The sequence below is a fragment of the Hymenobacter segetis genome (assembly GCF_038448715.1).
Taxonomy (GTDB): domain Bacteria; phylum Bacteroidota; class Bacteroidia; order Cytophagales; family Hymenobacteraceae; genus Hymenobacter; species Hymenobacter segetis.
The window spans coordinates 1-25910 of record NZ_JBCEVZ010000065.1; the positions used below are offsets into that span (position 1 = coordinate 1).

Annotated in this window: 21 protein-coding genes; 9 read left to right on the forward strand and 12 right to left on the reverse strand. The window is 61.3% G+C overall.

Annotated elements, in window-relative coordinates; all coding sequences use genetic code 11:
* From AAFH49_RS18760 to AAFH49_RS18770, 3 genes are all read left to right on the forward strand, one after another.
* Nucleotides 1–325, forward strand: a 325-nt coding sequence (locus tag AAFH49_RS18760; RefSeq protein WP_342300596.1) for a nuclear transport factor 2 family protein, incomplete at its 5' end; no start/stop codon positions are given.
* Between the two features lie 154 nt (nucleotides 326–479).
* Entirely contained in the window at nucleotides 480–1490 is a 1011-nt protein-coding gene (gene fbp / locus AAFH49_RS18765; RefSeq protein ID WP_342300598.1) for a class 1 fructose-bisphosphatase, read from the forward strand.
* Between the two features lie 4 nt (nucleotides 1491–1494).
* A complete protein-coding gene (locus AAFH49_RS18770) occupies nucleotides 1495–3510 on the forward strand; it encodes an alpha/beta hydrolase family protein (protein ID WP_342300599.1) in 2016 nt (671 codons plus the stop codon).
* Between the two features lie 77 nt (nucleotides 3511–3587).
* Here AAFH49_RS18770 and AAFH49_RS18775 read toward each other — a convergent pair whose 3' ends face one another.
* A complete protein-coding gene (locus tag AAFH49_RS18775) occupies nucleotides 3588–4619 on the reverse strand; it encodes a Gfo/Idh/MocA family oxidoreductase (protein ID WP_342300600.1) in 1032 nt (343 codons plus the stop codon).
* Between the two features lie 333 nt (nucleotides 4620–4952).
* On the opposite strand from AAFH49_RS18775, the gene AAFH49_RS18780 reads away from it, so the two are divergent.
* The 3 genes from AAFH49_RS18780 (at nucleotide 4953) to AAFH49_RS18790 (ending at nucleotide 12016) form a co-directional block, all read left to right on the forward strand.
* On the forward strand, nucleotides 4953–10571 hold the full coding sequence (locus tag AAFH49_RS18780; protein WP_342300602.1) for a hypothetical protein: 5619 nt from the start codon (nucleotides 4953–4955) through the stop codon (nucleotides 10569–10571).
* 209 nt (nucleotides 10572–10780) lie between these two features.
* Nucleotides 10781–11425: a glycerol-3-phosphate 1-O-acyltransferase PlsY gene (gene plsY / locus AAFH49_RS18785; RefSeq protein WP_342300603.1), complete on the forward strand. Its 645-nt coding sequence runs from the start codon at nucleotides 10781–10783 to the stop codon at nucleotides 11423–11425.
* Nucleotides 11426–11449: 24 nt separating this feature from the next.
* Nucleotides 11450–12016 carry a hypothetical protein gene (locus AAFH49_RS18790; RefSeq protein ID WP_342300605.1) on the forward strand — a complete coding sequence of 189 codons (567 nt, stop codon included), beginning with the start codon at nucleotides 11450–11452 and terminating at the stop codon, nucleotides 12014–12016.
* Between the two features lie 35 nt (nucleotides 12017–12051).
* On the opposite strand, the gene AAFH49_RS18795 is transcribed toward AAFH49_RS18790, so the two are convergent.
* Nucleotides 12052–13503 carry a serine hydrolase domain-containing protein gene (locus AAFH49_RS18795; RefSeq protein WP_342300606.1) on the reverse strand — a complete coding sequence of 484 codons (1452 nt, stop codon included), beginning with the start codon at nucleotides 13501–13503 and terminating at the stop codon, nucleotides 12052–12054.
* Nucleotides 13504–13811: 308 nt separating this feature from the next.
* On the opposite strand from AAFH49_RS18795, the gene AAFH49_RS18800 reads away from it, so the two are divergent.
* Entirely contained in the window at nucleotides 13812–15176 is a 1365-nt protein-coding gene (locus AAFH49_RS18800; RefSeq protein WP_342300608.1) for a dipeptidase, read from the forward strand.
* 55 nt (nucleotides 15177–15231) lie between these two features.
* Here the strand turns inward: AAFH49_RS18800 and AAFH49_RS18805 are convergent, their stop codons facing one another.
* The 5 genes from AAFH49_RS18805 to AAFH49_RS18825 all read right to left on the reverse strand — a co-directional run bounded on the left by AAFH49_RS18805 (nucleotide 15232) and on the right by AAFH49_RS18825 (nucleotide 19016).
* A complete protein-coding gene (locus AAFH49_RS18805) occupies nucleotides 15232–15888 on the reverse strand; it encodes a porin family protein (protein WP_342300609.1) in 657 nt (218 codons plus the stop codon).
* Nucleotides 15889–15979: 91 nt separating this feature from the next.
* Nucleotides 15980–16624 carry a porin family protein gene (locus tag AAFH49_RS18810; RefSeq protein ID WP_342300610.1) on the reverse strand — a complete coding sequence of 215 codons (645 nt, stop codon included), beginning with the start codon at nucleotides 16622–16624 and terminating at the stop codon, nucleotides 15980–15982.
* A gap of 143 nt (nucleotides 16625–16767) precedes the next feature.
* Entirely contained in the window at nucleotides 16768–17370 is a 603-nt protein-coding gene (locus tag AAFH49_RS18815; RefSeq protein WP_342300612.1) for a porin family protein, read from the reverse strand.
* 148 nt (nucleotides 17371–17518) lie between these two features.
* Nucleotides 17519–18121: a porin family protein gene (locus tag AAFH49_RS18820; protein WP_342300614.1), complete on the reverse strand. Its 603-nt coding sequence runs from the start codon at nucleotides 18119–18121 to the stop codon at nucleotides 17519–17521.
* Nucleotides 18122–18326: 205 nt separating this feature from the next.
* Complete coding sequence (locus AAFH49_RS18825) at nucleotides 18327–19016, reverse strand: porin family protein (RefSeq protein ID WP_342300615.1); 690 nt, start codon at nucleotides 19014–19016, stop codon at nucleotides 18327–18329.
* Nucleotides 19017–19192: 176 nt separating this feature from the next.
* Between AAFH49_RS18825 and AAFH49_RS18830 the strand changes: the two genes are divergently transcribed.
* Together AAFH49_RS18830 and AAFH49_RS18835 are read left to right on the forward strand one after the other, a co-directional pair.
* The gene (locus AAFH49_RS18830) at nucleotides 19193–20368 is read left to right on the forward strand and encodes an acyloxyacyl hydrolase (RefSeq protein ID WP_342300616.1); all 1176 of its coding nucleotides are present in this window, start codon (nucleotides 19193–19195) and stop codon (nucleotides 20366–20368) included.
* A gap of 132 nt (nucleotides 20369–20500) precedes the next feature.
* Nucleotides 20501–21187: a DUF2306 domain-containing protein gene (locus tag AAFH49_RS18835; protein ID WP_342300617.1), complete on the forward strand. Its 687-nt coding sequence runs from the start codon at nucleotides 20501–20503 to the stop codon at nucleotides 21185–21187.
* On the opposite strand, the gene AAFH49_RS18840 is transcribed toward AAFH49_RS18835, so the two are convergent.
* From AAFH49_RS18840 to AAFH49_RS18860, 5 genes are all read right to left on the reverse strand, one after another.
* A complete protein-coding gene (locus tag AAFH49_RS18840; RefSeq protein WP_342300618.1) occupies nucleotides 21129–22163 on the reverse strand; it encodes a quinone-dependent dihydroorotate dehydrogenase in 1035 nt (344 codons plus the stop codon). The genes AAFH49_RS18835 and AAFH49_RS18840 overlap by 59 nt on opposite strands.
* Nucleotides 22164–22169: 6 nt before the next feature.
* Nucleotides 22170–23705: a YifB family Mg chelatase-like AAA ATPase gene (locus tag AAFH49_RS18845; RefSeq protein WP_342300619.1), complete on the reverse strand. Its 1536-nt coding sequence runs from the start codon at nucleotides 23703–23705 to the stop codon at nucleotides 22170–22172.
* Nucleotides 23706–23956: 251 nt separating this feature from the next.
* Complete coding sequence (gene lpcA, locus AAFH49_RS18850) at nucleotides 23957–24547, reverse strand: D-sedoheptulose 7-phosphate isomerase (RefSeq protein WP_342300620.1); 591 nt, start codon at nucleotides 24545–24547, stop codon at nucleotides 23957–23959.
* A 140-nt stretch (nucleotides 24548–24687) separates the two neighbouring features.
* Nucleotides 24688–25197 carry a hypothetical protein gene (locus AAFH49_RS18855; protein ID WP_342300622.1) on the reverse strand — a complete coding sequence of 170 codons (510 nt, stop codon included), beginning with the start codon at nucleotides 25195–25197 and terminating at the stop codon, nucleotides 24688–24690.
* Between the two features lie 38 nt (nucleotides 25198–25235).
* Nucleotides 25236–25910 (reverse strand): ABC transporter ATP-binding protein (locus AAFH49_RS18860; protein ID WP_342300623.1); only part of this gene is annotated, 675 nt, incomplete at its 5' end.

Genomic DNA, 25910 nt, shown 5'->3' on the forward strand with positions numbered 1-25910 from the left:
GGACTACGCTGTGCTCGAAAAAGTACTGGGCGATGACCTAGTATACACCCACGGCGACGGCCACGAAAACACCAAAATCGAGTACATCCAGAGCATTAAAGAAGGCAAAAGCCAGTACGGCAAAATCGAAATAGATGCCCTGAACGTGCGCATCTACAACGACGACAAAACCGCCGTCGTGAACGGCACCATCCGCATCACCTCGCCGCCCAAGCCCGATGGCAGCACCAGCGTAGCCCGCATCAAGTACGTGGTGGTGCAAATTAAAGACAAGAAAAAAGGCTGGCAGGTAGTGCTCTGGCAAGCCCAGAAACAAGCTTCATAGCAACAAGCCCTTCCTGGAACGTCATGCTTATCCAGCGTCCGAGCCGCTGCATCATCTCTGTCGCTTCGCTGCAATCGATTGAATTAACTGCGCGGCCGAGGTGCTTCGCCGAGTTCAGCACGACGTTCTACACATTGTAATATCACCCACCCATATGTCCCAGACCCTTACCGAAAATGCCCTTGCCACGCCCGTTGGCACCACGCTGGAGCGCTACATTATGCGCAAGCAGGCCGAGTTTCCGTACGCCACGGGAGAGCTTTCGCAGCTGCTGCGCGACATCGCCCTAGCCGGTAAAATCGTGAACCGCGAGGTGAACCGCGCTGGCCTTTCGCGCATCACTGGGGCCATGGGCGAGCAGAACGTGCAGGGCGAGGCCCAGCAAAAGCTCGATGTGGAGGCCAATATCCGCTTTATCCGCGCCCTCACCAACGGCGGCGAGGCCTGCGCGGTGCTCTCGGAAGAGAACGAAGAAATCATCCAGACCGGCAACGACAACGGCAAGTACGTGGTGGCCATCGACCCGCTCGACGGCTCGTCCAACATTGACGTGAACGTGAGCATCGGCACCATTTTCGGCATTTATCGCCGGGTGTCGCGCATTGGCGGGCCGGCCCGCAAGGAGGACTTTTTGCAGGGCGGGCGGGCGCAGATTGCGGCCGGGTACATCCTGTACGGCTCCAGCACCATGCTCGTGTACACCACCGGGCATGGCGTGACTGGCTTCACCTACGAAAACTCGCTGGGCGAATTCTTCCTCTCGCACCCCGATATCAAGATTCCGCAACACGGCCCGGTGTTCAGCTGCAATGAGGGCAACTGGTTCGACTACCCCGAGTTTGTGCGAACCTACCTCACCACCTGCAAGGAACGCCGCCTCACGGCCCGCTACGTAGGCTCATTGGTAGCAGATTACCACCGCAACCTCTTCACGGGCGGCATCTACCTCTACCCGCCCACGGCCGACAAGCCTGGCGGCAAGTTGCGCCTGCTCTACGAATGCTACCCGCTGGCCTTCCTCATCGAGCAAGCCGGCGGCATGGCCGTAACCGGGGCCGATGTCGTGCTCGACGTGCCGCCCACCGCCGACCTGCACCAGCGCGCCCCGCTCTTCGTAGGCTCCGCCGATTTGGTGAAGGAGCTGCAGGCCGTAGCCGCTTCCTGATAATATGGCGGCGCGGGCAAAAATCGGGTTGCTGATTGGGCTGGCTGTGCTTTTAGGTCAGGCCGCCCAGGCCCAGCAGCCCGGTCCCAACGTGCTCGACTGGAAAGCGCCGGCTACCCTCAGTACCTACCTGTTGCAGCAGTTGCACGCGCAGTACGCGCCCCGCGCCGCCGAACTGGACCGCGCCGCACAATCGGCCGCCGGCGCGGCGGCCTACCGCGACAGCGTGCGAGCACGGTTCCGGCGGGTGCTGGGGCCGCTGCCGGTCCGCACGCCACTGCGGGCGCAGGTGACGGGCAAGCTGCAGCAGCCGGGCTTTCAGATTGAGAAAATCATCTATGAAAGCACACCGCACCACCACGTTACGGCGAATTTGTACGTGCCGGCCGGCAAGGGGAAGAAGCCCGGTGTGCTGCTGTTCTGTGGGCACGAGCAGGAATCGAAAGCCACGGTTTCTTATCAGAAAACGGCGATTCTGCTCGCGCAGCACGGGTTTGTGGTGCTCGTGATTGACCCCATCTCGCAGGGCGAGCGGATGCAGCTGACCGATGCGGCCGGCAAGTCGCTCACCCGCGGCGGCACTACTGAGCACACGCTTATGAATGCCGACGCTACCCTGTTGGGTCAGAATACACCCGGTGAAGAGTTTTGGGACAACGCCCGTAGCCTCGATTATCTCCTCACGCGCCCGGAGGTGGACACCGCCCGGCTGGGCTGCCTCGGCAACTCGGGCGGCGCTACCCAAACGGCCTATTTCATGGCCTTGGAGCCGCGCATGAAAGTGGCCGCGCTGTGCAGCTACGTGGCCAGCGGCGAGAAAAACCTGGAGCTGACCGGCCCCGCCGATGGCTGCGTGCAACTGCCCGGCGCCGGCCGCGCCCACCTCGACATCGCCGACTGGCCTATCATGTTCGCGCCCAGGCCGCTGCTGATTCTGGCCGGCCGCTATGATTTCGTGGACTACACCCAAATCGAAGCTACCACGGCCGAAACCCGCCGCATCTATCAGGCTTTGGGTAAGGCGGAGCAACTCGATTTATTCACGTATGATGACGGCCACGGCATTTCGCAGCCCAAGCGCGAGGTGGCCGTGGCGTGGTTTCGGCGTTGGTTTTATGGCGATGCCGCGCCGGTGCGGGAGGGAAATTTGCCAGTTTCAACCACTAAAGAGCTGCAATGCACGGCCACCGGCCAGGTCAACACTGCCTTTCGGGATGAAGCCACGCTAGCCACTCAGCATCTGACCGAAGCCCAGCAACTGGCTGCCCGCCGCCCGGCTACAGCCGCCGAAATAGTGGCAGCGGTGCGGCAACAGCAGCTTGGCTACGCCCCGGCAATAACCAGCGACGCCCAGCCCGCGCGGGTAGAAATACGGCCGTTGGATACCCTGCGCCGCGCCGGCCTGACCCTGCGAAAGTTCGTGTTGCGCCGGCCGGGCGAGCCGCCACTGCCCCTGCTTCTGGCCCTGCCCGCCGGCCCGGCCCGGCCTGCCAAAGTCCTCATCTGGCTGGCCGATGGCGGCAAAGGGGCCGTGCTCGACAGCAGTGCGGCCCAAGTGCAGGCCTACCTCCAGCAAGGCACGGCAGTGCTGCTGGCCGACCTGCGCGGCCTGGGCGAAACCGCCGACCCCAGCTCCGCCGTCGACCCTAAATACTACAACCGCGAATACCGAAATGCCATGCTGGCCCTGCACGAAGGCCGCCCGCTGCCCATCCAGCGCTTGGCCGATATCGACATCCTGCAAATGTTCGTGCGCAATACTGACCCACTGGCCGGCGCGCCCGTGGAGCTGCGCGCCAGCGGCCGGGCGGTGGGGCCGGCGCTGCACGCGGCCGTGCTCCAGCCCGCCATCACCCGCCTGACGGTGGATAAAATTCCGCCTTCGTACCAAGAGCTAATGGCGCAGCCGGCCAGCAAAAACGTGTATTCGGAAGTGCTGCCGGGTGTGCTGCGGTACTACGATTTGCCGGAATTGGAGCGGGCGCTGGGTGAGCGGTTGGTGGTGGGGAAAACCCCATAGAGACGCATAATTGCGTCTCATCGTTGAACGGTGTAATAGCTCAACCTGCGCAGACGACGAGACGCAATTATGCGTCTCTACATTACTTCGGGTTGCTCCAGTAGCTCATTTTGCCACAGCAATTGCTCGTCACGGATGGGGTAGGGCACGTCGTGCCGGATGGCCTGGAACGCGGCTTCGAACAGGCCCATGTAGTCGCCGGGCGCGGCTGGGTCGGACATGGTGCTGAGGGTGCCGTCGGGCGCGGCCAGGGTTAGGCGGCCTTCCTGGCCGGGCTTTTCGTAGCCGTACTCGGGGGCCAGGGGAGAGATGCCTTGCAATAATTGGGCTTCCTGCACATCGGTGCGGCCTTTTTGGTAGCTGCCTTGGGTGCCGTGCAGCACGTAGGCGGGCACGGGGGCGGCGATGAGCAGGCCCGAGCTTACCCATACGTTCAGGCCGGCCGGGTAGCGCAGGTGGAGCGAGAAAAAGTCATCGACCTGGGTGCCGGGGCGGTAGCTGCCCAGGGTTTTTTGCGCGCTGAGCGGTTGCCCAAACAAGCTTAGGGCCTGGTCGATGATGTGCGGGCCGAGGTCGTAGAGCAGGCCCGCGCCGGGGCCGGGCTCCTCCTTGAATTTCTTGAAATGCAGAGCCGGCTTGTACCGGTCGTAGCGAATGTGCACTTCGAAGAGTTGGCCCAGCTGGCCGCTTTCTACTACGTGGCGCACGGCTTGGAAGTCGCTGTCCCAGCGGCGGTTCTGGTAGGCCAGCAGGTGGCGGCCCTGCTGCTGGGCCAAGGCCAGCAACTCCTGGAGCTGAGCGACGGACGTAGCCACGGGCTTCTCCAGCAGGACGTGCTTGCCGGCGTGCAGGGCTTGGCTGGCCAGGTCGAAGTGGGTGTTACTGGGCGTGTTCACCACCACCAGTTCGATGGTGGGGTCGGCCAGTACTTCGGCCACGCTGGGGTAGCTATGGATGTTGGGGTAATCGCGGTGCATGCGCTGCTCGGTACGCTCGGCCACGCCGTAGAGCTCGAAGCCTGGATGCGCGGCCAGAAACGGGGCCTGAAAAAGCTTGCCTGACATGCCGTAGGCCAGCAAAGCGGTGCGAATAGGGGAGGAGGAAGTCATGCGTCAAATGTAAAGCCCGGCCGGGCTAGCAGCCGAGGAAAAAGGAAAAGGATACTGGCGGGAAAAAACGTGATAATCAAAAGGCAAATCACTTTAAGCCCGGTCGTTGACAAATTGCTTTTTTGATTGTGCCTAACTTGTACCGGGTTTTTATGGGCCGCGCCGGGCACTATCCTTCGGGCCAGGCGTTTGCGTTGAAAAAACCACCCGTTGGATTGTGTGTGCGGCCGGGCGGGCCGTCGGCAGGGGCGGGGCGACGCCGGGCAATACTGCCCGGCCCGCCGCAGCCTAAAGCCGGGCCACCGGGTCATTGTTACTGAATTAACAGACTTTATGAAGCAAGTAATTGGTGTTTGTATCGCGTGGCTGGGGCTGTTGGGTTTTGCCGCGCCCGCGCTGGCGCAAACCAAACCTGCCGCGCCCGCCGGCGCGGTCCCATCCGCTGCGCCGCGCTACCAGGTCGGCAAGCTCTCGACCGACCCCGTACAGTACATCAACGACGTGCAGGGCATGATGGCGAGCACCAACAACGCGGCCGCCCGCGTGACCGGTGCCCGCCTGAAAGAATTGTGGGCCTCGAACAGCCTCACCAGCTCGCAGCAGGCCCGCATCATCGCGCTGTCGCAAACCATGCTGGCCAAGAAGTTCAAGCCCCGGCCGCATTTCGAAATGCTGTTTGGCAGTATCGTGAACGGGAAGAACCTGGCCAAGCTCAGCGACGCGCAGATGGACCAGTACCTCGACGTGCTGAACCAGACCCTGGACAAAGAAGCCCCGCAGGAAACCGAGAAATTCCTCGTCAGTACCAACCGCTTCTTCACCGGCGGCTACCTCTACCGCTCGGGTTACAACACGCTGCGGGCCGTAGCCGGCACCGTTTCGTTCGCCTACTCGCCCATCGCGGCCCCCGAGTCGAACCTGGAGTTTGGCGCGCCCACGCCCGCTCCCAAGGAAGAGCCGCTGCCCGCCGCCAAACCCGTAGCCCAAAAGCCAGCCGCTACCAAGCCCGTAACCAAAGCCGCCGCCAAGCCCGCGCCCAAGAAGAAATCAAGTAGCGGTTGGGACACGGCCGATATGTGGTCGTCGCCCTCGGGCGGTGGCTGGGGCGATGATGATGGCTGGGGCGCACCCGTGAAAAAAGCGCCCGCCAAAAAAGCCATCGCCGCCGCCAAGCCCGCTACCAAAGCCACCCCGGCCACAGCCGCTGCCAAACCTGCTGCCGCCACCACGCCGGCTTCCTCCGATTTTGATGCGCCGGCTCCGTCGTTCACGCCCTCGGCAGTATACGATGCCTACGCGCCGCCGCCCGCCCGGGGCGCGGTAATCGTGGTGAAGGATGCCGACCTATTTATGGCCACCGGCGGCGACTCGGTATTTATAAAGAAGGTGAGTGGCACGGCCGTGCCCAATTCCAACCGTTTCATTGCCACGGGTGGCCAATTTGTGTGGTCCATCAAAACCAACTTGGTGACGGCCGAGCTGGCGGGCTTCGACTTCGACATGACCAAGCCCGAGTTCACCGCCCAGCCCGTGACCCTGACTTACCCCGCCGTGCTGGAAGCGCCCGTGAAAGGTGCCCTCAGCTACAAGAGCGTGCGGCGCAAGCCCGGCGCACCCGACACCGGCTACCCGCGCTTCATCTCGCTCACCAACGATGCCCGCATCAAAAACCTGGGCGAAAATATCCAGTACCGGGGCGGCATTTCGATGGCCGGCGGCAAGGTGCTCAGCGCGGCCCTCGATGGCTCGCTGGCCAACCTCACGGTGAGCCTCGACGGCAAGCCCAAGTTCAAAGCCGCCTCGCGGGCCTACGTGCTCGGCGACTCGGTGATTACAGCCAGCCGCGCCGCCGTCACCATTTACGAGGGCGCGAAAGACTCGCTGACGCACCCCGGCGCGCAGCTCAAATACCTGAAAGGCAAGCAGCAGCTGAAGCTCTCGCGGGAGGAAGGCCTGTATAAAAATACGCCCTACAGTGACTCCTACCACCAGCTGGACATCCGCACGGAGGCCCTGACCTGGAACCTGCGTCAGCCCACCATCGACTTCGCGGTGCTTTCCTCAAAGAATCAGAGCTCAGCCGATTTTGAGAGCAAGGAATTCTTCACCAACAACCGCTACCAGCAGCTCAAAAGCATCAACCGGCTGCACCCGCTGCAGATGCTGGTGGGCTACAGCCAGGCCCACGGCGACGTGAAAACCATCAACGTGAGCGAACTGGCCGAGAACCTGAAAACCTCGGTGCCCAACATGCGCTCCGACATGGCCGGCCTGGCCCGCGACGGCTATGTGGCCTGGAATTCCCAGACCGGCGACGTGACCATCCTGCCCAAGGGCGCGCACTACGTGGCCTCGGCCCGCGACAAAAAGGACTACGACCACATCGCCATCAAGTCGCTCTCGGGCTCGGGCCGCAATGCCACGCTCAACCTGAACACCAACGAGCTGCTGGTGCGCGGCGTGGAACGCTTCAACTTTTCCGACGACTCTGCCACGGTGTACGTGAAGCCAGACAGCGCCATTATCCGCATCGGCAAGAACCGGAACATCAATTTCGGCGGCGCGGTGGTGGCCTCGGCCATGCGCTTCAAGGGGCGCGATTTCAAGTTTGACTACGACGGTTTCTATGTCGACATGGCTAAGATTGACTCCATCGTCATTCGCAGCGAGGCCAAGAATGCCAAGGGCAAGCCCACCGGCAAGCACGCCGATTTCGCCCTCACCAACAAGGGCAAGTTCTCCACCGGCCGCCTCTACCTGAACGACCCCAAGAACAAATCGGGCCGCAAAAAGAAGGGCCAGTACCCGTCCTTCGACTCCAAGAGCGGGGCCAACGTGTACTTCGGCAAGCAGGACGTGCTGGGCGGGGCGTATGATTCGACGATGGTATTTGATATTCCGCCGTTCAAGCTCGACTCGCTCAACGGCATCGGCAAGTCGTCGGCCGGGTTCGATGGCACCTTCCGCAGCGGCGGCATCATTCCCGATATCAAAACCAAGCTCACGATGCAGGAAGACGGCTCGCTGGGCTTCGTGTACGACGTGCCGAAGGACGGTTTCCCGCTCTACAAGGGCCGGGGCCGCGTGTTTAACAAGGTGAAGATGGACGGCAAAGGCCTGCAGGCCAATGGCACCATCACGTACCAGACCGGCACGTTTACCTCCGACCAGTTCGTGTTCTACCGCGACTCGGTGGTGACCGTGGGCAAGACCGGGTCCATCGCGGCTAAAAAGGCTGAAGGCGTCGACATCCCCAAAATGAGCCTGCCCACCGGCTACCTCATGAACTGGAACGTGCGCCAGGATTCCATGTACCTCACCACGCCGCGCTCGGGCGAGGCCATCCGGCTGTACTCGGCGGCAGCCGACCCCAAGAGCAAGACGCCCACTACGGCCGGCGGCTACAATTTCAAGGGCACGGCCCTGCTCACGCCGCACAATGCCGGCGGCAACGGCCGACTGGATGGGCCGCAGTCCTTCATAAAGTCGCCGGAATTCACGTTTAAATCCGACAGCTACTCGGGCAAAAAGGCTGCCCTCAGCATCAAATCGGGTGAGGCCAACAAGCCCGCTCTTACGGCCAACGATGTGGCATTCGACTACGATTTGAAGCGCGGCTTTGCCGACTTCAAGCGCGAGGAAGGCAGCAAGGCCAGCATCGATTTGCCCTACTCGAAATTCAAAACCACGCTCAGCGGCGGGCACTGGGACTTCAAGAAGAAGCTGGTGCAGCTGCGCGTAGCGCCCGGGGCCGACTCCACCAAGTCGTCGTTCTACTCCACCAACCCCGACCAGATGGGCCTCAAGTTCAAGGCTTCCTCCGGTGTGTATGACCTGGCTAAGTACCAGATGAAGGTGGGCGGCGTGCCTCACATCGCCGCCGCCGATGCCTGGATTATCCCCGATTCGGGCAAGGTGAACATTCTGGCCAACGGCCGCTTGCAGCGCTTCAAAAACGCCGGAATCGAACTCGATTCGCTGGCCAAATTCCACAAGCTCTACAAGGGCAGCATCGAAGTATTGTCGAAAGTGGCATTCACCGGCAATGCCCTCTACAGCTTCAAAACGGCTCGTGACTCGGTGGCCCTGCGCTTCACCAACTTCGAGCCCGACCCCAACGCCGTGCTGGCCGGCACCACCAAAGGCAGCAAAGGCCTGCTGGGCCGCAAAAAGACCGACGACAACGCCGAACCCGCCGCCGGCCCGGCCACCATCGCTAGTGCCAACGTGGATGCCAACGCCAAGTTTAAGCTCACGCCGCGCATCGGCTACCGGGGCGCCGTGCAGCTGAACTCGCAGCGCCGGGGCTTCGTGTTTGATGGCGAGGTGCAGCTGCAATTCGGCAAAAACCGCGCTTCGGCCGAGTGGATTGCGGTGAAGGATTCCATCGACCCCAAGAACTTTAGCCTGAACCTGAAGGACATTAAGGCCGAGGACGGCACGCCGCTCGTGACCGGCCTGTTTATGTCGGACCAGACCAACAAGGTGTACCCGCTCTACGCCGCCACCCTGCCCAATACCACCGACGTGCCCATCTTCAAAGTAGATGGCAAGCTGCGCTACGACGACCGCAAGGGCCAGTACAGCATCTCGCGCAACGACCCCACCGACGTGAATGCCTACGAAGGCGCGTCGCTCACCTACGCCGACTCCACCAACACCATCAGCTTCCGGGGGCCAATGTCCTTCATCAATTCCAGCAAGGACTACAAAATGATGGGCAGCGGCGTGGGCACCGCCAACCCCGACAGCGCCCGCTACACCATCGACGCGCTGCTGGGCATCGACATCAACATGCCGCCCAAGGCCATTGATGCGATGGGCCTGGAGATTGCCAAAATCACCAAAAACTCGCCCGAAGCGCAGGACGGCTCCACCAATGAGCTCTACAAAATCGGCCAGTTTATCGGCGACAAAGGGGTAGAAGCCTACACCATGCGCAAAGGCACCGCCGACCCGCTCATGAAGCTCTCGCCCAAATTCATGCACACCCTGCTGCTGAGCAAGGTGAACCTGCGCTGGAACGAGAAGAAGCGCGCCTGGTACTCGGTGGGCCAGATTGGCATCGCGGGCGTAGGCAAGCAGCCGCTGAATGCCCTGATTGACGGCCTGATTGAAATCCGCCGCGAAAACGGCACCGACCTCGTCGAGATTTACCTGGAGCCCGAGCCCCAGAGCTGGTACTACCTGCGCTACGCCAATAACATCCTGCTGGCCAAGTCGCAAAACGAGGCCTTCGACGCCGAAGTAGGCGGCAAGGCCAAAGGCGACTACCAGACGGCTACCAGCTACGGCGCCTTCCTGGGCGATTACTCGGACGTGGATGCCTTCCGTTCGCATTTCCAAAAGGATTTCCTGGGTAAGAGCGGCAAGCTGGCCGCTCGCCCATCGGCCCCGCCGCCGGCCGAGAAGTTTGACACCGTGGACGACAAGAAGAAGAAGAAAAAGGGCAAGGGCGACGACGCTTTCGGTGATGCCGATGCCAGCGCCAACCCTGGCAGCGCCCCCGCCGAGGCGGCGGCTGAGCCGGCCTCCAAGAAGAAGAAAAAAGCCAAAGCCAACGACCCCTTCGGCGATGGCGTGCTGGACGAGCCTGCCCCGGCTCCGCCCGTGGTGAAAGAGAAGGCGAAGGAAAAGGCGGCTGATGCCCCGGCCCCGTCTGCTACTACGCCGGCTACCACCACGCCGGCCGCTGCCACTACCCCCGCCGCCACCACGCCGGCTGCTGCTGGTGCTACCACTCCAGCCGCCACCCCGCCCGCCGCGACCACGCCCGCCACCGATGCTACTCCCGACCCCGCCGACGCTAAAAAAGAAGCCGCTCGCCAGGCCAAAGAAGCCGAAAAGCTGAAAAAGGAAGAGGAGAAGGCGAAAAAGGAGGAGGAGAAAAGGAAGAAGGAGGAGGAGCAGCAGAAGAAGAAAAAAGCCGACGACCCCTTCGGCGACAGCTAGAACGTCACTCCCCTCCTCAGATGATTCCGCGCATCAAGCGGAGAGGGGATATTTCAGTAAAGCTGAAATTGGGGTGGTTGAATCGTTGAACGATACCCGGACATTGCGGCCGCAAGACGTTCAACGATTCAACCACCCCAATTTTGCTTTCAGCAAAATATCCCCTCCTTTGTAAGGAGGGGAGTGACGTTCACTTCCTCCTTTAACTTATGAACCTCCTCTACATCGCCCTGGCGCTCCTGGCCGCCTACCTACTCGGTTCCATTCCCACGGCCTTGTGGGTGGGCCGGCGCTTCTTCAACCTGGCCGATATCCGCGAGCACGGCTCCGGCAATGCCGGGGCCACCAATACCTTCCGCGTCCTCGGCCCCAAGGCCGGCTCCTTCGTGCTGCTCATTGATGCGCTGAAGGGTTTTGTGGCCGCGTATTTTCTGCCGCAGTGGCTGGTGGCGCAAGGGGCCATCGCGCCCGAGCACGAGCTGTACTACCGGCTGGCCTGCGGCGCGATGGCCGTGGTGGGGCACATCTACCCGGTATTTGCGCAGTTCCGGGGAGGCAAGGGCGTAGCCACCATCCTGGGTATGATGCTGGGCGTGGCCCCGGCCACGGTGGGCGTATGCATGCTCGTCTTTATCGTGATGCTGCTGCTGTTCCGCTACGTGAGCCTGGCCAGCATGACGGCGGGCGTCACCTTCGCGCTGCTGCAATTGCTGCCGCAGTTCCGGCCGGCGCAGCCGTTTCTGGTGTACGTGGGGTTTCTGTTGGCCGCGCTGCTCATCTACACCCACCGGGCCAATATCGGCCGTCTGCGGAGTGGGACGGAGAGTAGGGTGCCGCTGCCGTGGGCGAAGTAGGGGATGATTATTGCTTCCTCGCCTATGCTCCGCATTATTGTTCTGCTGCTCCTTGCCTTGCCGGCTATTGCGCAGAAGTACGATGCTAAATTGACCAATCCACCCGCCGGCTTTGCCTGGCAGGCGCTGCCCGATGGCAAGGCCGCCGCGCTGCTGCCCGCCGGCTGGTACTACCGGGCCGAGGGCCAGAAGGGCGCGCCTACCTACTACCTCACCCAGGAGCAAATCGGCGAAAGCGACGAGTTTCAGACGGGACTCTCGCTGCAAGTGGTGCGCAAGGCCACGGCCCACACCAAGCGCGCCGCCGCCGCATACGCCGAACTGCTGATGATGCGCACGGGCTTCGGCCGGGGTCAGCAGGTGCTGGAAAAGGCTGCTTCCGTCGAAGGCCAGTTTCATAAATGGACGGTGCGTTACCGCGATGCTCCGCCCGATGCCGACCCGCGCATCGTGTACCAGTTGGCCCTGGCCAACGCCAAAACGGATACTCTCTACCTGCTCACCTTCGAAAGTCCCGAGAAAGACTGGTCCGAAGCCTGGCAGTTGGGCGAGTTAATGATACGCGAGTTGGTGCTGGATGCGCGGCAGTGAATTTCCGCGCATCCAGCCCAAAAGGAAAGGAGTTACTACAAAGACTTCTTCAGATACTCAGCGGCGCCGGTGTTTTTTGGGTTTAGCGCCAGCGAGCGTTGGTAGTTTTTACGGGCCAGCTCGCGGTTGCCCATTTCGGCGTACATCTCGCCCAGGCTGTCGTAGGCGTTGGCGCTCTGAGGGTACAGACTCACGTTGAGCTTGAAGATTTCCAGGGCATTCTGGGGCTGGGCCAGTTTCAGCAGAGAGTAGCCCCAGGCGTTTACTTCGGTTTCGGGCAGCTGGTACGTGGGGCTCTTTTTGCGGGCCTGCTTCACCAAGGTTTCGGCCTGATTGAAGCCGCGTTTGCGCAGCTGGGTATGCAGGGCCCGAATGGTAGGCGGCAGGCCAAAGCCGGTGGCCGGGCGCATGTCAGGCAGGTAATACCCGGCAATTTCGTCGATGAACATGTCGGGGTTGGCCCCCATCAGGTTGGTCAGGACTACGATGGCCAGGTCATCTTCGGGGTAGATGAATAGGGCCGAGCGGCCGCCGCCCGTGGGGGCCACGGCCCGGTGCTCGGGGCGCAATACAGTGGGCCAGCCCAGCGCGTAGCCGTTTTGCAGGCGGTTGAAGCCCTGTGGCCGGCCGTTGGTGAGCAGGCCCGGGGCCCAGAGCACCGGCAGACTGGCAGGTTTCAGCAGCTTGCCCTGTTGCAGGGCAATTAGCCAGTGGGCCATTTCCTCCGCCGTCGAGGTCATGCCCGAGGCCGTGCGCATAGAGGGCGCGTACACCTCAAACAGGTTGCGCGGCTCGCGTGACCGCTGCCATTCGCCGTTCACCACCTTGGAATAGGAGTAGCCGCGGGTGGTGTTGGGCAGCACGTCGTGCGAGTCGCCGAGGGCCGTGCGGGGCATGCCCACCACGTTCAGCTGCCGCTTTTGGATGAATGTGGCGAAGGGCTGCCCGCTGAGCTGGTCGATGATTTTGCCGACTAATAGGTAATTGGTCTGGTTGTAGCTGAACTTTTCGCCGGGGGCAAACTCCATTGGTTTCTGCTGCACATTGGCCCAGGCGGCGTTTTCGTTGGCCTCCGTCACCATGTCGTCATCCCCCATTATTTCGGGCAGGCCGGAGGTGTGCGTCAGCAGCTGCCGCACCGTCACGGGCTGCCACGCGGCGGGTAGGCCGGTCAGGTAGCGCGAGATGGGCGCGGCCACGTCCAACTTGCCGGCTTCCACCAGCTGCATCACCGCCACCCCCACAAAGGCCTTCGTAATGGAATTGATGGTAAAGCGCGATTTGCGGCTCACGGGGATGGAGTCCTGAATATTGGCCAGCCCGTATTGCCCCAGCTTCACCACCTGCCCGTGCTGAATGACGGCCAGCTGCAAGCCCGGAATGCGGAGCTGCCGCATTTTCGCTGCCAGGAAAAGGTCCACGCTGTCGGCTGGGGTCTGCGCCTCAGCGCGCTGAAAACAGGTGCCGGCCAGTAAAAAAACCAACATAAATCCCCAGACGAATAATGGTAGCCGGTGGCGGTTCGTGGGGCGGGTGGGATTGATGGGCTGGCTCATGTTCGCAGGAAATAAGGAGGATTGGAAACGAGGGGCAGTCGCCGGCTGAGGCGGTGGTTTGTAATAGATAGTACAAACATATGTCAGGTACTTTGTAATACATACTAATGGGATAAAAAACATCGAGAATTCTCAATATTTATTCTTCCGCTCCCCAAAGCCTACACCAGTCGGCAGACTCATTCCACCGCAGCCCGCTACTTTTACTTCCGCATTCCCAACCTACACACTTGCTCCGCATGGCCAATTACCTCGCCGATAACCAAACCCGCTTCCTCAACGAGCTGATGGACTGGCTCCGCATCCCGTCCGTGTCGGCCGACCCCAAGTTCCACGCCGACGTGCTGAAGGCCGCCGACTTCCTCAAAACCCGCCTCGAAGAAGCCGGCGTCCAGAACGTCGAAATCTGCCCCACGGCCGGCAATCCCATCGTGTACGGCGACTACATCGTGAGCCCCGAAGCCAAAACCGTCCTCGTGTACGGCCACTACGACGTGCAGCCCGCCGACCCCTACGAGCTGTGGACTTCGCCACCCTTCGAGCCGGTTATCAAAGACGAGAAAATCTACGCCCGTGGCGCCTGCGACGACAAAGGCCAGGTGTATATGCACGTCAAAGCCTTCGAAATGATGATGCGCGACGGCCAGGGCGGCGTGCCCTGCAACATCAAGTTCATGTTTGAGGGCGAGGAGGAAATTGGCTCCAACAACCTCGAAATCTTCGTGAAGGCCAACAAGGAGAAGCTGAAAGCCGACGTGATTCTCATCTCCGACACCGGCATTCTGGCCAACGACGTGCCCAGCATCGAAGTGGGCCTGCGCGGCCTGAGCTACCACGAAGTAACCGTGACCGGCCCCAACCGCGACCTGCATTCCGGCCTCTACGGCGGCGCGGTGCAAAACCCCATCAATGCCCTGTGCGAGATGATTGCCAGCCTACACGACGCCAACGGCCACATCACCATCCCCGGTTTCTACGACAACGTGGACGAGCTGAGCGCCGACGAGCGCGCCGAAATGGCCAAAGCCCCATTCTCGGAAGAAGAATTTAAAAAGAGCATCGGCCTGCCCGACAGCTACGGCGAAAAAGGCTACAGCAGCATGGAGCGCACCAGCATCCGCCCCACGCTCGACGTGAACGGCATTTGGGGCGGCTACACCGGCGAGGGGGCCAAAACCGTCATCGCCTCGCAGGCCCACGCCAAAATCTCGATGCGCCTGGTGCCCCACCAGACTTCGGACGAAATCACGGCGCTGTTCCAAAAGCATTTCACCAGCATCGCGCCGCAGGGCGTGACGGTGGAAGTGCGCCCCCACCACGGCGGCGAGCCCGTGGTGACTCCTACCAACTCCGTGGCCTACAAAGCCGCCGCCGATGCCATGGAAACCACCTTCGGCAAGCGCCCGGTGCCCACGCGCGGCGGCGGCTCCATCCCCATCGTGGCCATGTTCAAGTCGGAGCTGGGCCTGGACACCGTGCTGCTCGGCTTCGGGCTTGATTCGGATGCCATCCACTCGCCCAACGAGCATTTCGGCGTATTCAACTTCCTGAAAGGCATCGAAACCATCCCGCATTTCTACCGCAACTACGCGGCGGCCAAGTAAGCGGCCATCAGCAAGTTCTCAATGCAAAGCCCCGTTTTCACCCGAAAGCGGGGCTTTATTGCGGGAATTCGGCTTGGGGCCGGCCAAAGAAAATAAACCCGGCGTAGAGCTGAAAGCCTTGATTGTAGATGTCGGGCTCGCCGGTGACGCCCCGGTAGGCCCCGGCTTTGAACGCCGACGTCAGCCCCCGGGTGTAGCGCACGCCGAGCAGGAGCCCCTTGGTGCCCTGCCCCTGATACCCCACGCCGGCCGCATAGCCCACCTCCAGGTCTTTGAAATTAAAGCGGTTGTCGTAATTGTTCTGCCCGCCTAGTTCGGCGCTGGCGCTTATCAGATAGGATAGGGTGGGGCCTGCCTCGACGAAAATGCCCGTGTGGCTGCGCAGCTTGGCCAGCACCGGCATTTCCAGGTAGGCCAGCCGCTGATTGCCCGTTGCGGACATGTTATTCGGCAGCACAAAAAACTGACTGCTGGCCCCTCTTTGCGAATACAGAAACTCGGGCTGCACCGAAAAAGCCGGGCTGATGGGCAAATGCAGCACACCCCCGCCGCAAAAGCCGCCCCGGTTGCTGCCGCCCGCGTACGCGTCCTCGCCCCGGTAGCTGGTCAGGCTGCCACCCAGCTTGAGGCCCACCCGGCCCGTGCGCTGCGCCCAGGCTGGCACCGCCGCTAGTACTATCAAAAAGGGAATCAGGAGCCGGGTTTGAGGCATGGGGAAAGGATGATAAATGAAGTTGCTGCAAATCAAACGCAAAAGCCCGGCTTCCGCAACGGAAACCGGGCTTTTTACTGGGGCAGCGGGGCTAGTTCAGGGCATTGAAGGAATAGGACAGGTACAGCTGAAGCACGCTGTTGCGGGCCTCTTTCTGCACCGCAGTGGTGCCTTGCGAAGTGTCTTTGCTGATGCTGCTGATTCCACCCACGTAGCGCAGGCCGCCACCCAGGCCGGACCTGCGCTGGTAGCCCAGGCCGCCCGCAAAGCCAACATCGGCCGTCGTGAAGTACCGCCCCCGGTTGAGTGTGGCGGTGGCGTCGCCCTGCTTGTCCTGGGCGGCCACCAGCACGCCCACCTGCGGCCCGGCCTCCAGGAAGAAGCCATGGGTGTTGACGTGGAAGAGCAGGGGCAAGTCTACGCAGTGCAAGCGCCGGGTAACCAAATAGCCCGCGTCACTGGTGGGGACTTTTGCGCCCTTTTGCGAGTACAGTAGTTCGGGCTGAAAAGCGAAGTGCTTGCTGAGCTTCAGGTTGGCAAAAACGCCGGCGTGGTAGCCGTAAATGCCTTCGTAGGCCGTGCCATCGTAGGTTCTCAGCGTGGAGCGGGAGCCTCCGGCTTTCACGCCCAATGACAAGCCGCTCGAAGGCTCGCTGCGCGACCGGATGCTGTGCTGCGCCTGCGCCGCACCCGTGAGCCCGGCCAGCAGCGCGAGGGTTAAAATAGTCTTTTTCATAAGCGAAGTAGATAGGTGATACCGCAAAGCTAAGGTTGGGCCGGGCGGGCGTTTGCCCGCTGGCCAACGGCTGCCACTTCTTTGGTAACGCAAAAGCCCGGTTTCCATTGCGGAAACCGGGCTTTTTGCGTGGGTGCCGGGGCTTAACGCCCGCCGAATGAATAGGTCAGGTACAGCTGAAATGCGCTGTTGCGGATGCGGCTTTGGAAAGTGGTGCTGCCCACCGTAAGGGCCTGCCGGTAGTTGGTGAACTCACCGTTGTAGCGCAGCCCGATGCCCGGCCCGGTTTTGCGCTGGTAGCCCAGGCCCGCCAGGTAGCCCAAATCAATGGTATTGAAGTTGGAGCGGTCGAGGGCGGTTGATGAGCCGTTATACTTATCCTGGGCCGCCAGCAGAAACCCCACCTGTGGCCCGGCTTCAAAAAACAGCCCGTCGGCATTGACATGGAAGGCCAGCGGCACGTCTATATAATGCAAGCGCCGGGTAACATCGCCGCCCGCTAAAGCCGGCGATTTGGCTCCTTTTTGGGAGTACAGCAATTCGGGCTGAAAGGCAAACATATCCGTGATGCCAATATTGGCAAATACGCCGCCGTGAAAACCAAAAATGTCCTTGTAGCCAGCGGCATCGGCCCCCACAAAGTTGGAGTACGTAGCGCCCGCTTTCAGGCCCAGCGAAACGTTCTGGGCCTGTGCCGCACCCGTGAGCCCGGCCAATAGCGCGAGGGTAAAAAGAGTCTTTTTCATAAGCGAAGTAGATAGGTGATGCCGCAAAGCTACGGTCGGGCCGGGCGTGCGTTTGCCCGCCGGCAACCATCGGCCAAGCCTTTTGTAACGCAAAAGCCCGGTTTCCATTGCGGAAACCGGGCTTTTGGTGTTGTGCCGGAATAGCTTATTAGCGGCCCGTGCCGCCGAAGGCGTAGCCCAGGTTGAACCAGAACGTGCTGGAGCGCAGGTTGCCAGCGCCCAGGCCATTGTTGGCCGTGTCCTTGTAGGTGTGGCTGATGCCGCCGTCGTAGCGCACGCCCAGCGAAAGGCCCACCGGCAGCTCGTAACCCAGGCCCACCACGTAGTCGAAAGCCACCGGCGTCACGTCGCGGCTTTTGATGTCCGCGCCCGCTTCGTCCTTGCCCGAGAGGGCGAAATTGACTTCCGGGCCGGCTTCAAAGAACAAGCCATCGGCGTGGTAGCGGGCCAGCAGCGGCACGTTGATGTAGTCCACGTCGCGGCTCTGGTTGAGCAGGTCTTTGGCATCGAAATACTGCTTGGTGTACAGCGCTTCGGGGTGGAAGGAAATGGCTTCCCCAAAATACACGTCGCCCATGAGACCGGCCTGGTAGGCCGAGTGGGTCACCGACGAATAGCCGTTGCTGGTGCTGCCCGACAGACTGGTGATGCCGTAGCCGGCCTTGATGCCAATCGTATTGGCGGGCTGCTGCGCCTGCGCCACGCCAATGGTACTGACCAGCAACACGATGGGAAGGATGAATTTTTTCATGATGAAGAAATGGTGAAGATATTGATAGTCAGTGTCAAAAACGCTGAATAAATAGGCTTGGGGCTTATACCCGGCGCAGTGATAATAGGTTGCTGATTTTGCTGCGCCCGGCGCACAGAAAAGTGCCTGCCCCGGCGATTTAACAAAAAAAGAGGCCCGACTTCACGGGGAAGTCGGGCCTCTTTTTAAGCGGATAAACCGAAGGCTAGTTGCCGCCAAACATATAGTGCACCTGCAACTGGAACACCGAGTTGCGCACGCTGGGGTTCTGGCCCTTGAACCCGCTGGCCGCCGAGGAGAAGAGGTTTTTGGAAGCTCCGTCCTTGTAGACCTGCGAGATGTCGCCGGCGTAGCGCAGGCCAATGCCCAAGCCGCTGGTAATCTGGTAGCCGATGCCGCCCACGTAACCAATTACCACTTTGTTGAGGTCGTCGGTGCTGGTGTTGGAGGAGCTAATCTGCTTGCCGCCGCCATCCTCGATGAAGTCGCGGTTGTTGATTACAAAGCTGCCCTGCGGCCCCAGTTCAAAGAACAGCCCTTTGCCGTCCTCGCCAATGGTGGTTTTCAGCAAAATCGGCACATCAATGTAGCCAATGGTCGATTTGAACGTGCCGTTGGTGGTGCTGGCCGAGGCCGTAGTGTAGTTGATGCCGTCAATGGAAGCGCCCTTCTGCGAATACAGCAGCTCGCCTTGCACCGAAATCAGGTCCGAAAAGCCGTAGTTGATAAGGCCGCCCGCCGTGAAGCCCGCCTTGTATTGGTTGCCTTTCGAGTCGTTGCCGGAGAATGTGGCGCCGTTGAAGCCGCCTTTGAGGCCGAGTTTGAGGCCGGTTTGGGCTTTCGCCGCGCTGGATAGCCCAGCCAGCAGCGCCAGCGATAGGATGGTTTTTTTCATGAGGGATAAAAATGATAAGATGAATTCTGAAGACAATCTGTTGTCTTGGCTCAAAATCAGGGTGTATATCGGTCCCAGTGGCCAAGGGTTGTGGAAAGGGTGCGTTATTTTTTTGGTTCGAATCTATCAATCAGCGTTACAGAGGCTTATTTTTGACGTCGGTCCAGTATATCGATATGAAGGGTGACGCTATTTTGAAGGTGAGTAAGATTATAATGCCGGGACTGCTGTGGAGCCTGGCCATGCCCTGGGCCGCCTCCGCCCAGGCTCCGGATTCCGTGGCGCGGGTGGCTCCGCACGCGCCGTTTATAGTAGGTGCTTATGCGCAGGGCAGCATCATCATGGCGCACACCTACGCCATCCGGCACCTGGTGGCCTCGCACCCCACGGGGTTCGAAATCAATTTGCAGCGCCAGACCACCGGCGCGGCCCCCTGGCACGCCTGGTACAAGTTTCCCAAAATTGGCCTGGCGCTCACGTACTACGACTTTCATAACCCGGTGCTGGGCTACGCTTTCGCGGCCAGCCCCTACATCAGCAAGACGTTTTCGCGCGGGCCGAAGCACGATTTCAGCTTCCGGCTGGGCGCGGGCCTGGCCTACCTCACCAACCCCTACAACCAAGAAACCAACCACAAGAACACCATCGCCAGCTCGGCCCTGAACGCCACGCTGCAGTTCCGGTTCGAGTACGACTACGCCCTCACGCCACACCTGGGCCTGCTGGTGGGGGCCGGCCTGAACCACTATTCCAATGGGGCCACCACCAAGCCCAATTTCGGCGTGAACCTGCCCTCGGTGGTGCTGGGGCTGAACTATCACGAGCTGCGCCCGGCTCCCACGTTTAATGCGGGCGGGCCGCTGCCGGCCGAAATCGGCACCAATTTTATCAACGTGAGCACCAGCCTGGGCTTCAAGCAGCGCACCGAAGGCGACAAGCACAAATACCTCGTGAACTCGCTGACGCTGGCCGTGGGCCGCCGCGTCAACCGCAAATCCAACCTGCTGCTGGGCGTGGAAGGCTTCAACGACCGCAGCCTGAAAGCCACCCTGGAGGATACCACCCGCGCCGGCGGCCAGCAGCCCGACGTGAAGAAAGTAGGCGTATTTGTGGGCCACGAATTGCTGTTTGGCCGGCTGGCATTCGTGTCGCACCTGGGCTTCTACGTGTACGCGCCCTACAAATCGAGCACCGCCTACTACGAGCGCCTGGGCCTGAAATACCACTTCACCGATGCCGTATTTGGGGCCGTTGATTTGAAGATTCACCGCGGCGCGGCCGATGTCATCGAGTTCAAAGTTGGAGCCCGGCTGCCCGGTCACCGGCCCGAGCATATCGCAGACTTCCGCTAACGCCGTAGGTCTTTCGGAAAGGTATTCTGCCGCTTCGGCAGCCATCGGCGACGCTTCGGGCAACTCTTGCGTGGCAAACCTGGGGATGTGCGCCATCTTTCGGCTGTATTCATCACCTGCCGACTGCATCGCATGGAAACCTTCTTCGAAATCAACCGCTGGATACACATTGCCGCCGGCTTCACGGGCTTTTTTGTGGCCCCGGTGGCGCTGGCTGTGCGCAAGGGCGGGGCCGCGCATCGTCTTTGGGGGCGGGTGTTTTTCTGGGCGATGGCGGTGGCTGGCACCACGGCACTGGTGGGAGCGCAGCACATTCACAGCCTATTTTTGCTGCTCACGGCGGTGTTCAGCCTGTACATGGCGGGCTTCGGCTACCGCTCTTTGTTTCTGAAACCACTGGCCTGGGATGCCCGCGTGGCTGCGTTCGATTGGGCGGTGGCAGGCGTAGGGCTGGCGGTGTTTCTGGGCACGGTGGCTTATGCGGTTTTCGCCCGCAATATTCCGGTTGGCGTGTTCGGCGTGCTCGGCGCGGGCACGGCCTTCCGCCAGCTGCGCGGCTACGCCAACGCCGGCCGCTGGACCAAAAACCAATGGCTACTGAACCACATTTCTGGCTTCCTGGCCTCTTATATCGCGGCGGTATCGGCGTTTTCGGTCACCAGCCTGCACTTCATTCCGTTTCCCTACAATTTCCTCTGGCCTACGGTGTTGGGAGTCCCACTTATCCGCTACTGGCACCAGCGCGTGCGGGTGCAGCGCGCTAGCCTCGCACCAGGCTCCGATTTATCCGGCTCACCAGCGCCGGCCCTTCATAGATAAAGCCGGTGTAAAGCTGAATGAGCGAAGCCCCAGCATCCAGCTTTTCCTGCGCATCGGCAGCCGAGTGGATGCCGCCCGCGCCAATAATCGGCAGCCCGCCGTCGGATTTCCGGTGCAGGTAGCGGATGACTTCGGTGGCCCGCGCCCGGAGCGGTTTGCCGCTCAAACCGCCCGCGCCCAGCGAGGCCACGTAGCTAGCCTCGGTGCTCAGATTATCACGACTGATGGTGGTATTGGTGGCTACGAGGCCGCTGAGTCGGGTTTCGCGGGCAATTTCCAAGATGTCATCGAGCTGCGAATCCGTCAGGTCGGGCGCGATTTTCAGGAGCAGCGGGCGCGGCGTGGCGCGGGCGTGGTTGCGGGCCTGCACCTGCTGCAACAGCTCAATCAGCGGCTTTTTCTCCTGCAGCTGGCGCAGGTTAGGCGTGTTGGGCGAGCTCACGTTCACCACGAAGTAATCCACCTCCTCGGCCAGCGCCTCGAAGCAGGCTACGTAGTCCTCGGCGGCCCGCTCGTTGGGCGTGTCCTTGTTTTTTCCAATGTTGCCGCCGATGATAAGCTGGCGGTTGCGCCGCCGGGCCAGCCGCGCCGCTACCACGGCCGCCCCGTCATTGTTGAAGCCCATGCGGTTCACCAGCGCTTCATCCTGCGGCAGCCGAAATAGGCGTGGCGTGGGGTTGCCGGGCTGCGGCCGGGGCGTCACCGTCCCGATTTCCACAAAGCCAAAGCCCAGCGTGGCTAGCTCATCGGTCAGGGCCGCGTTCTTATCAAACCCCGCCGCCAGCCCCACTGGGTTCGGAAATTTCAGCCCGAAAACCTCGCGCTCCAGGCTTGGGTGCTGGAAATCGTACAGCGCCCGCAGCAGAGCTGGCGTGCCCGGCACCCGCGCCGCCCGGCGCAGGTTATCGAAAACGAGGTGATGGGCGCGCTCGGCGTCGAGGTTGAAGAGGAGGGGTTTGACGAGGGCTTTATACATAACGAGTTATCCTGCCCAGCCCTCTCTATCGAGGCTGCGGTATTGAATGGCTTCGGCCAGGTGGTTAATCTCAATATCATCGGTGCCGGCCAGGTCGGCAATGGTGCGGGCTACTTTCAGAATGCGGTCGTAGGCGCGAGCCGAGAGGCCGAGGCGTTCCATGGCCGTTTTCAGCAGCTGGCGGCCATCTTCGCTAATTTGGCAGATGTCCTTCACCATCTGGGGCGGCATCATGGCGTTGGAATGGATGTCGACGTAATCTGTAAACCGCTTTTCCTGCACCTGACGGGCCTTATCCACACGTGCCTGAATGTCGGCGCTGGTTTCGGATTTGCGCGATTCCGTCATCTGGTCAAACGTCACAGGCGTGACTTCAACATGTAAATCAATGCGGTCGAGCAACGGCCCGGAAACCTTGTTCAAATACTTCTGCACCACGCCGGGGCCGCACACGCATTCTTTCTCAGGATGATTATAATAACCACAGGGGCAGGGGTTCATGCTAGCTATGAGCATAAAATTGGCCGGGAACTCAATGCTGAGCTTGGCCCGCGCAATGGTTACGCGGCGCTCCTCCAGCGGCTGGCGCATCACCTCCAGCACCGTGCGCTTGAACTCGGGCAGCTCATCCAGAAACAGCACGCCGTTGTGCGAGAGCGAGATTTCGCCCGGTTGCGGGTTGCCGCCGCCGCCCACCAGTGCCACATCCGAAATGGTGTGGTGCGGGGCGCGGAAGGGCCGCGTGCTCAGCAGCCCGCCTCCGGCCAGCTTGCCGGCTACGGAGTGGATTTTCGTGGTTTCCAGCGCCTCCTGCATGCTCAGCGGCGGCAGGATGCTGGGCAGGCGCTTGGCCAGCATAGTTTTGCCCGCGCCGGGCGGGCCAATCATGATGACGTTGTGGCCGCCGGCCGCCGCGATTTCCAGCGCCCGCTTGATGTTTTCCTGGCCCTGCACGTCGGCAAAGTCGGCCGTATACTTGTTCACCGTGTGCTGAAACAGGTCGCGGGTGTCCACCACGGTGGGCGTGATTTCCAGCCGGCCCTCGAAGAAGTCAATGGCCTCCTGCATGCTGCTCACGGCAATCACGTCGAGGTTGTTGACAATGGCGGCTTCCTCGGCGTTTTCCTTGGGCAGAATGATGCCCTTGAAGCCTTCCTTGCGCGCCTGAATGGCAATGGGCAGCACGCCCTTTATAGGTCGCAATTCACCATCCAGCGCCATTTCGCCCATTATCACGTACTCCGTCAGGCGTTCCGTCGTCAGCTGCTGTGAGGCGTGCAGGATGCCCAGCGCGATGGGCAAATCGTAGGCCGCGCCCTCCTTGCGGATGTCGGCAGGGGCCATGTTCACCACCGTTTTGGTGCGCGGCATGCGGTACCCGCGAAACTTCAGCGCCGCCTCAATCCGCTGCTGGCTCTCCTTGATGGCGTTATCCGGCAAGCCCACCACATTAAAACCAGTGCCCGCCGAAACCACCACTTCGATGATGATGGTGTAGGCATTGACGCCCTGCACGGCTGAGCCGAAGGTTTTGGTAAGCATGAGGTTGGGTAGAGTTAGGGAATGGCGATGATGGAAAGCAACGGAGCTGTAAAGCTAGGAAGCAACTACAACTATCCGTCACTAAGCCTCGGAGAGGCGACATATTGGTAGCAATGGTGCCACTAAGAACGATTGAGCCCCAGCGGGGCGACACTTGCGCAAACGAGTGTCGCCCCGCTGGGGCTTAAACTTGAAGGGAATGCTGTTTTACTACCGACATGCCGCCCCTCTGGGGCTTGTCATGATGGCTTTTAACCAATCACTAGCTTCTCAATCATCAGAATCATGATGTGAATGGCCTTGATATGGATTTCCTGAATCCGGTCGGCGTAGCCGGAGTGCGGCGCGCGAATCTCCACGTCGCTCAGCCCGGCGAGCTGGCCGCCGTCCTTGCCGGTGAGGGAAACTACGGTCATGCCCAGCTCGCGGGCGGCTTCGGCGGCGCGCAGGATGTTGGGCGAGTTGCCGCTGGTGCTGATGGCCAGCAGCACATCGCCAGGGCGGCCCAGGGCCTCCACGAAGCGGCTGAAGACGAACTCAAAGCCGAAATCATTGGCCACGCAGGTCATGTGCGAGGCTTCGGTGAGGGCGATGGCGGCCAAGGCGCGGCGGTTCTGGCGGTAGCGGCCGCTGAGCTCTTCGGCGAAATGCTGGGCGTCGCAGAGACTGCCACCGTTGCCGCAGGTGAGGACTTTGCCGCCGCTTTGCAGGCTGGCGGCGATGAGCTCGGCGGCGGCGGCGATGCTAGCCACGTGGGCCGGGTCGGCCAAAAAGCGGTCGAGCACGGCGCGGGCTTCGGTCAGCTCGGCGCGGATTAGGTCGGGGAGAGAGGCGTCAGGCACTTTTTGGGTAGTCGGTAATTAGTTTTTCAAATCTGTCATCCTGAGCGGAGCGAAGGACCTTATCACGGCTGAGCGGTATTCTTTCAGCCGTGATAAGGTCCTTCGCTCCGCTCAGGATGACAGACGATTAGTTCATTCAGCTAGGCCAGCGGTGGTCGGTCGGCCGGCGGGGTGTTGCTCAGGCTGGGGTCGGTCTGGGGGAAGGTGGGCTGGGGCAGGTGGTCAACCGTCCGATTTTCAGTGGTGCTGGTAGTGCCGGCCGCCTGGCTTTGCGTGGGCTGGTCGCGCACCACGGGCGCATCGAGGTTGCGGCCGTCGATGGTGCGCGGGCCAGTAGTCGGAGGTGTGATGCTGGTGCGCTGCTGCTGGTCGTAGAGTTTGGCTTTCAGCTCGTTGATTTTGCCTTCGTACTGGGTTACGGTGCGGCGCAGCATCACGCTGTCGAGGTTTTCGGTGACCAGGTGCAGGGCCATTAGCACGGCACCAATCACGAACATGACGTAGAAAAATTGCCGCTCCTTTTCCGGAACCGACAGGCCCGCGCCCATATCCGCCACCGAGGTGCGCACGGCGGGAACGAGAATGAACAGCAGCGCCAACAGCAGGTAAATCATGACGGCGACGGTGACAATGCGTTTGAGGGCGAGCATGGCGAAAAAGTTGGTTTAGGGCGAAAGATAGGTGTTTCTCAGACCAGCGCGGCGTTGGTCTGCATCGAGCTCAGGCGCTGGTACACGCCACCCTCGCGCCGCAACAGCTCATCGTGCGTGCCGCGCTCCACGATGCGGCCGTGCTGGAGCACCACGATTTCATCGGCGTGCTGCACGGTGCTTAGGCGGTGGGCGATGACGAGCGAGGTGCGGTTCTGCATCAGGCGCTGTAAGGCTTCTTGTACGAGTTTTTCGCTCTCGGTGTCGAGGGCCGAGGTGGCTTCGTCGAGAATGAGGATGGGCGGGTTGCGCAGGATGGCGCGGGCAATGCTCAGCCGCTGGCGCTGCCCGCCCGAGAGGCGCGAGCCCCGGTCGCCGATGACGGTCTGGTAGCCATCGGGGCTGGCGATGATGAACTCGTGGGCGTTGGCGATGCGGGCGGCTTCCATTACCTCGGCCTCGGTGGCGGCGGTGTTGAAGCGGATGTTGTTGAAAATGGTGTCGTTGAACAGGATGCTTTCCTGAGTGACGATGCCCATCTGGTCGCGCACCGAGTGCAGGGAGCAGGCGCGCAGGTCGTGGCCGTCGATGAGAATCTGGCCGGCGCTGGGGTCATAGAAGCGGGGGAGGAGGTCGGCCAGGGTGCTTTTGCCGCCACCGCTGCCGCCCACCAGCGCCACGGTCTGGCCTTTTTTAATGGTCAGGTTGATGTC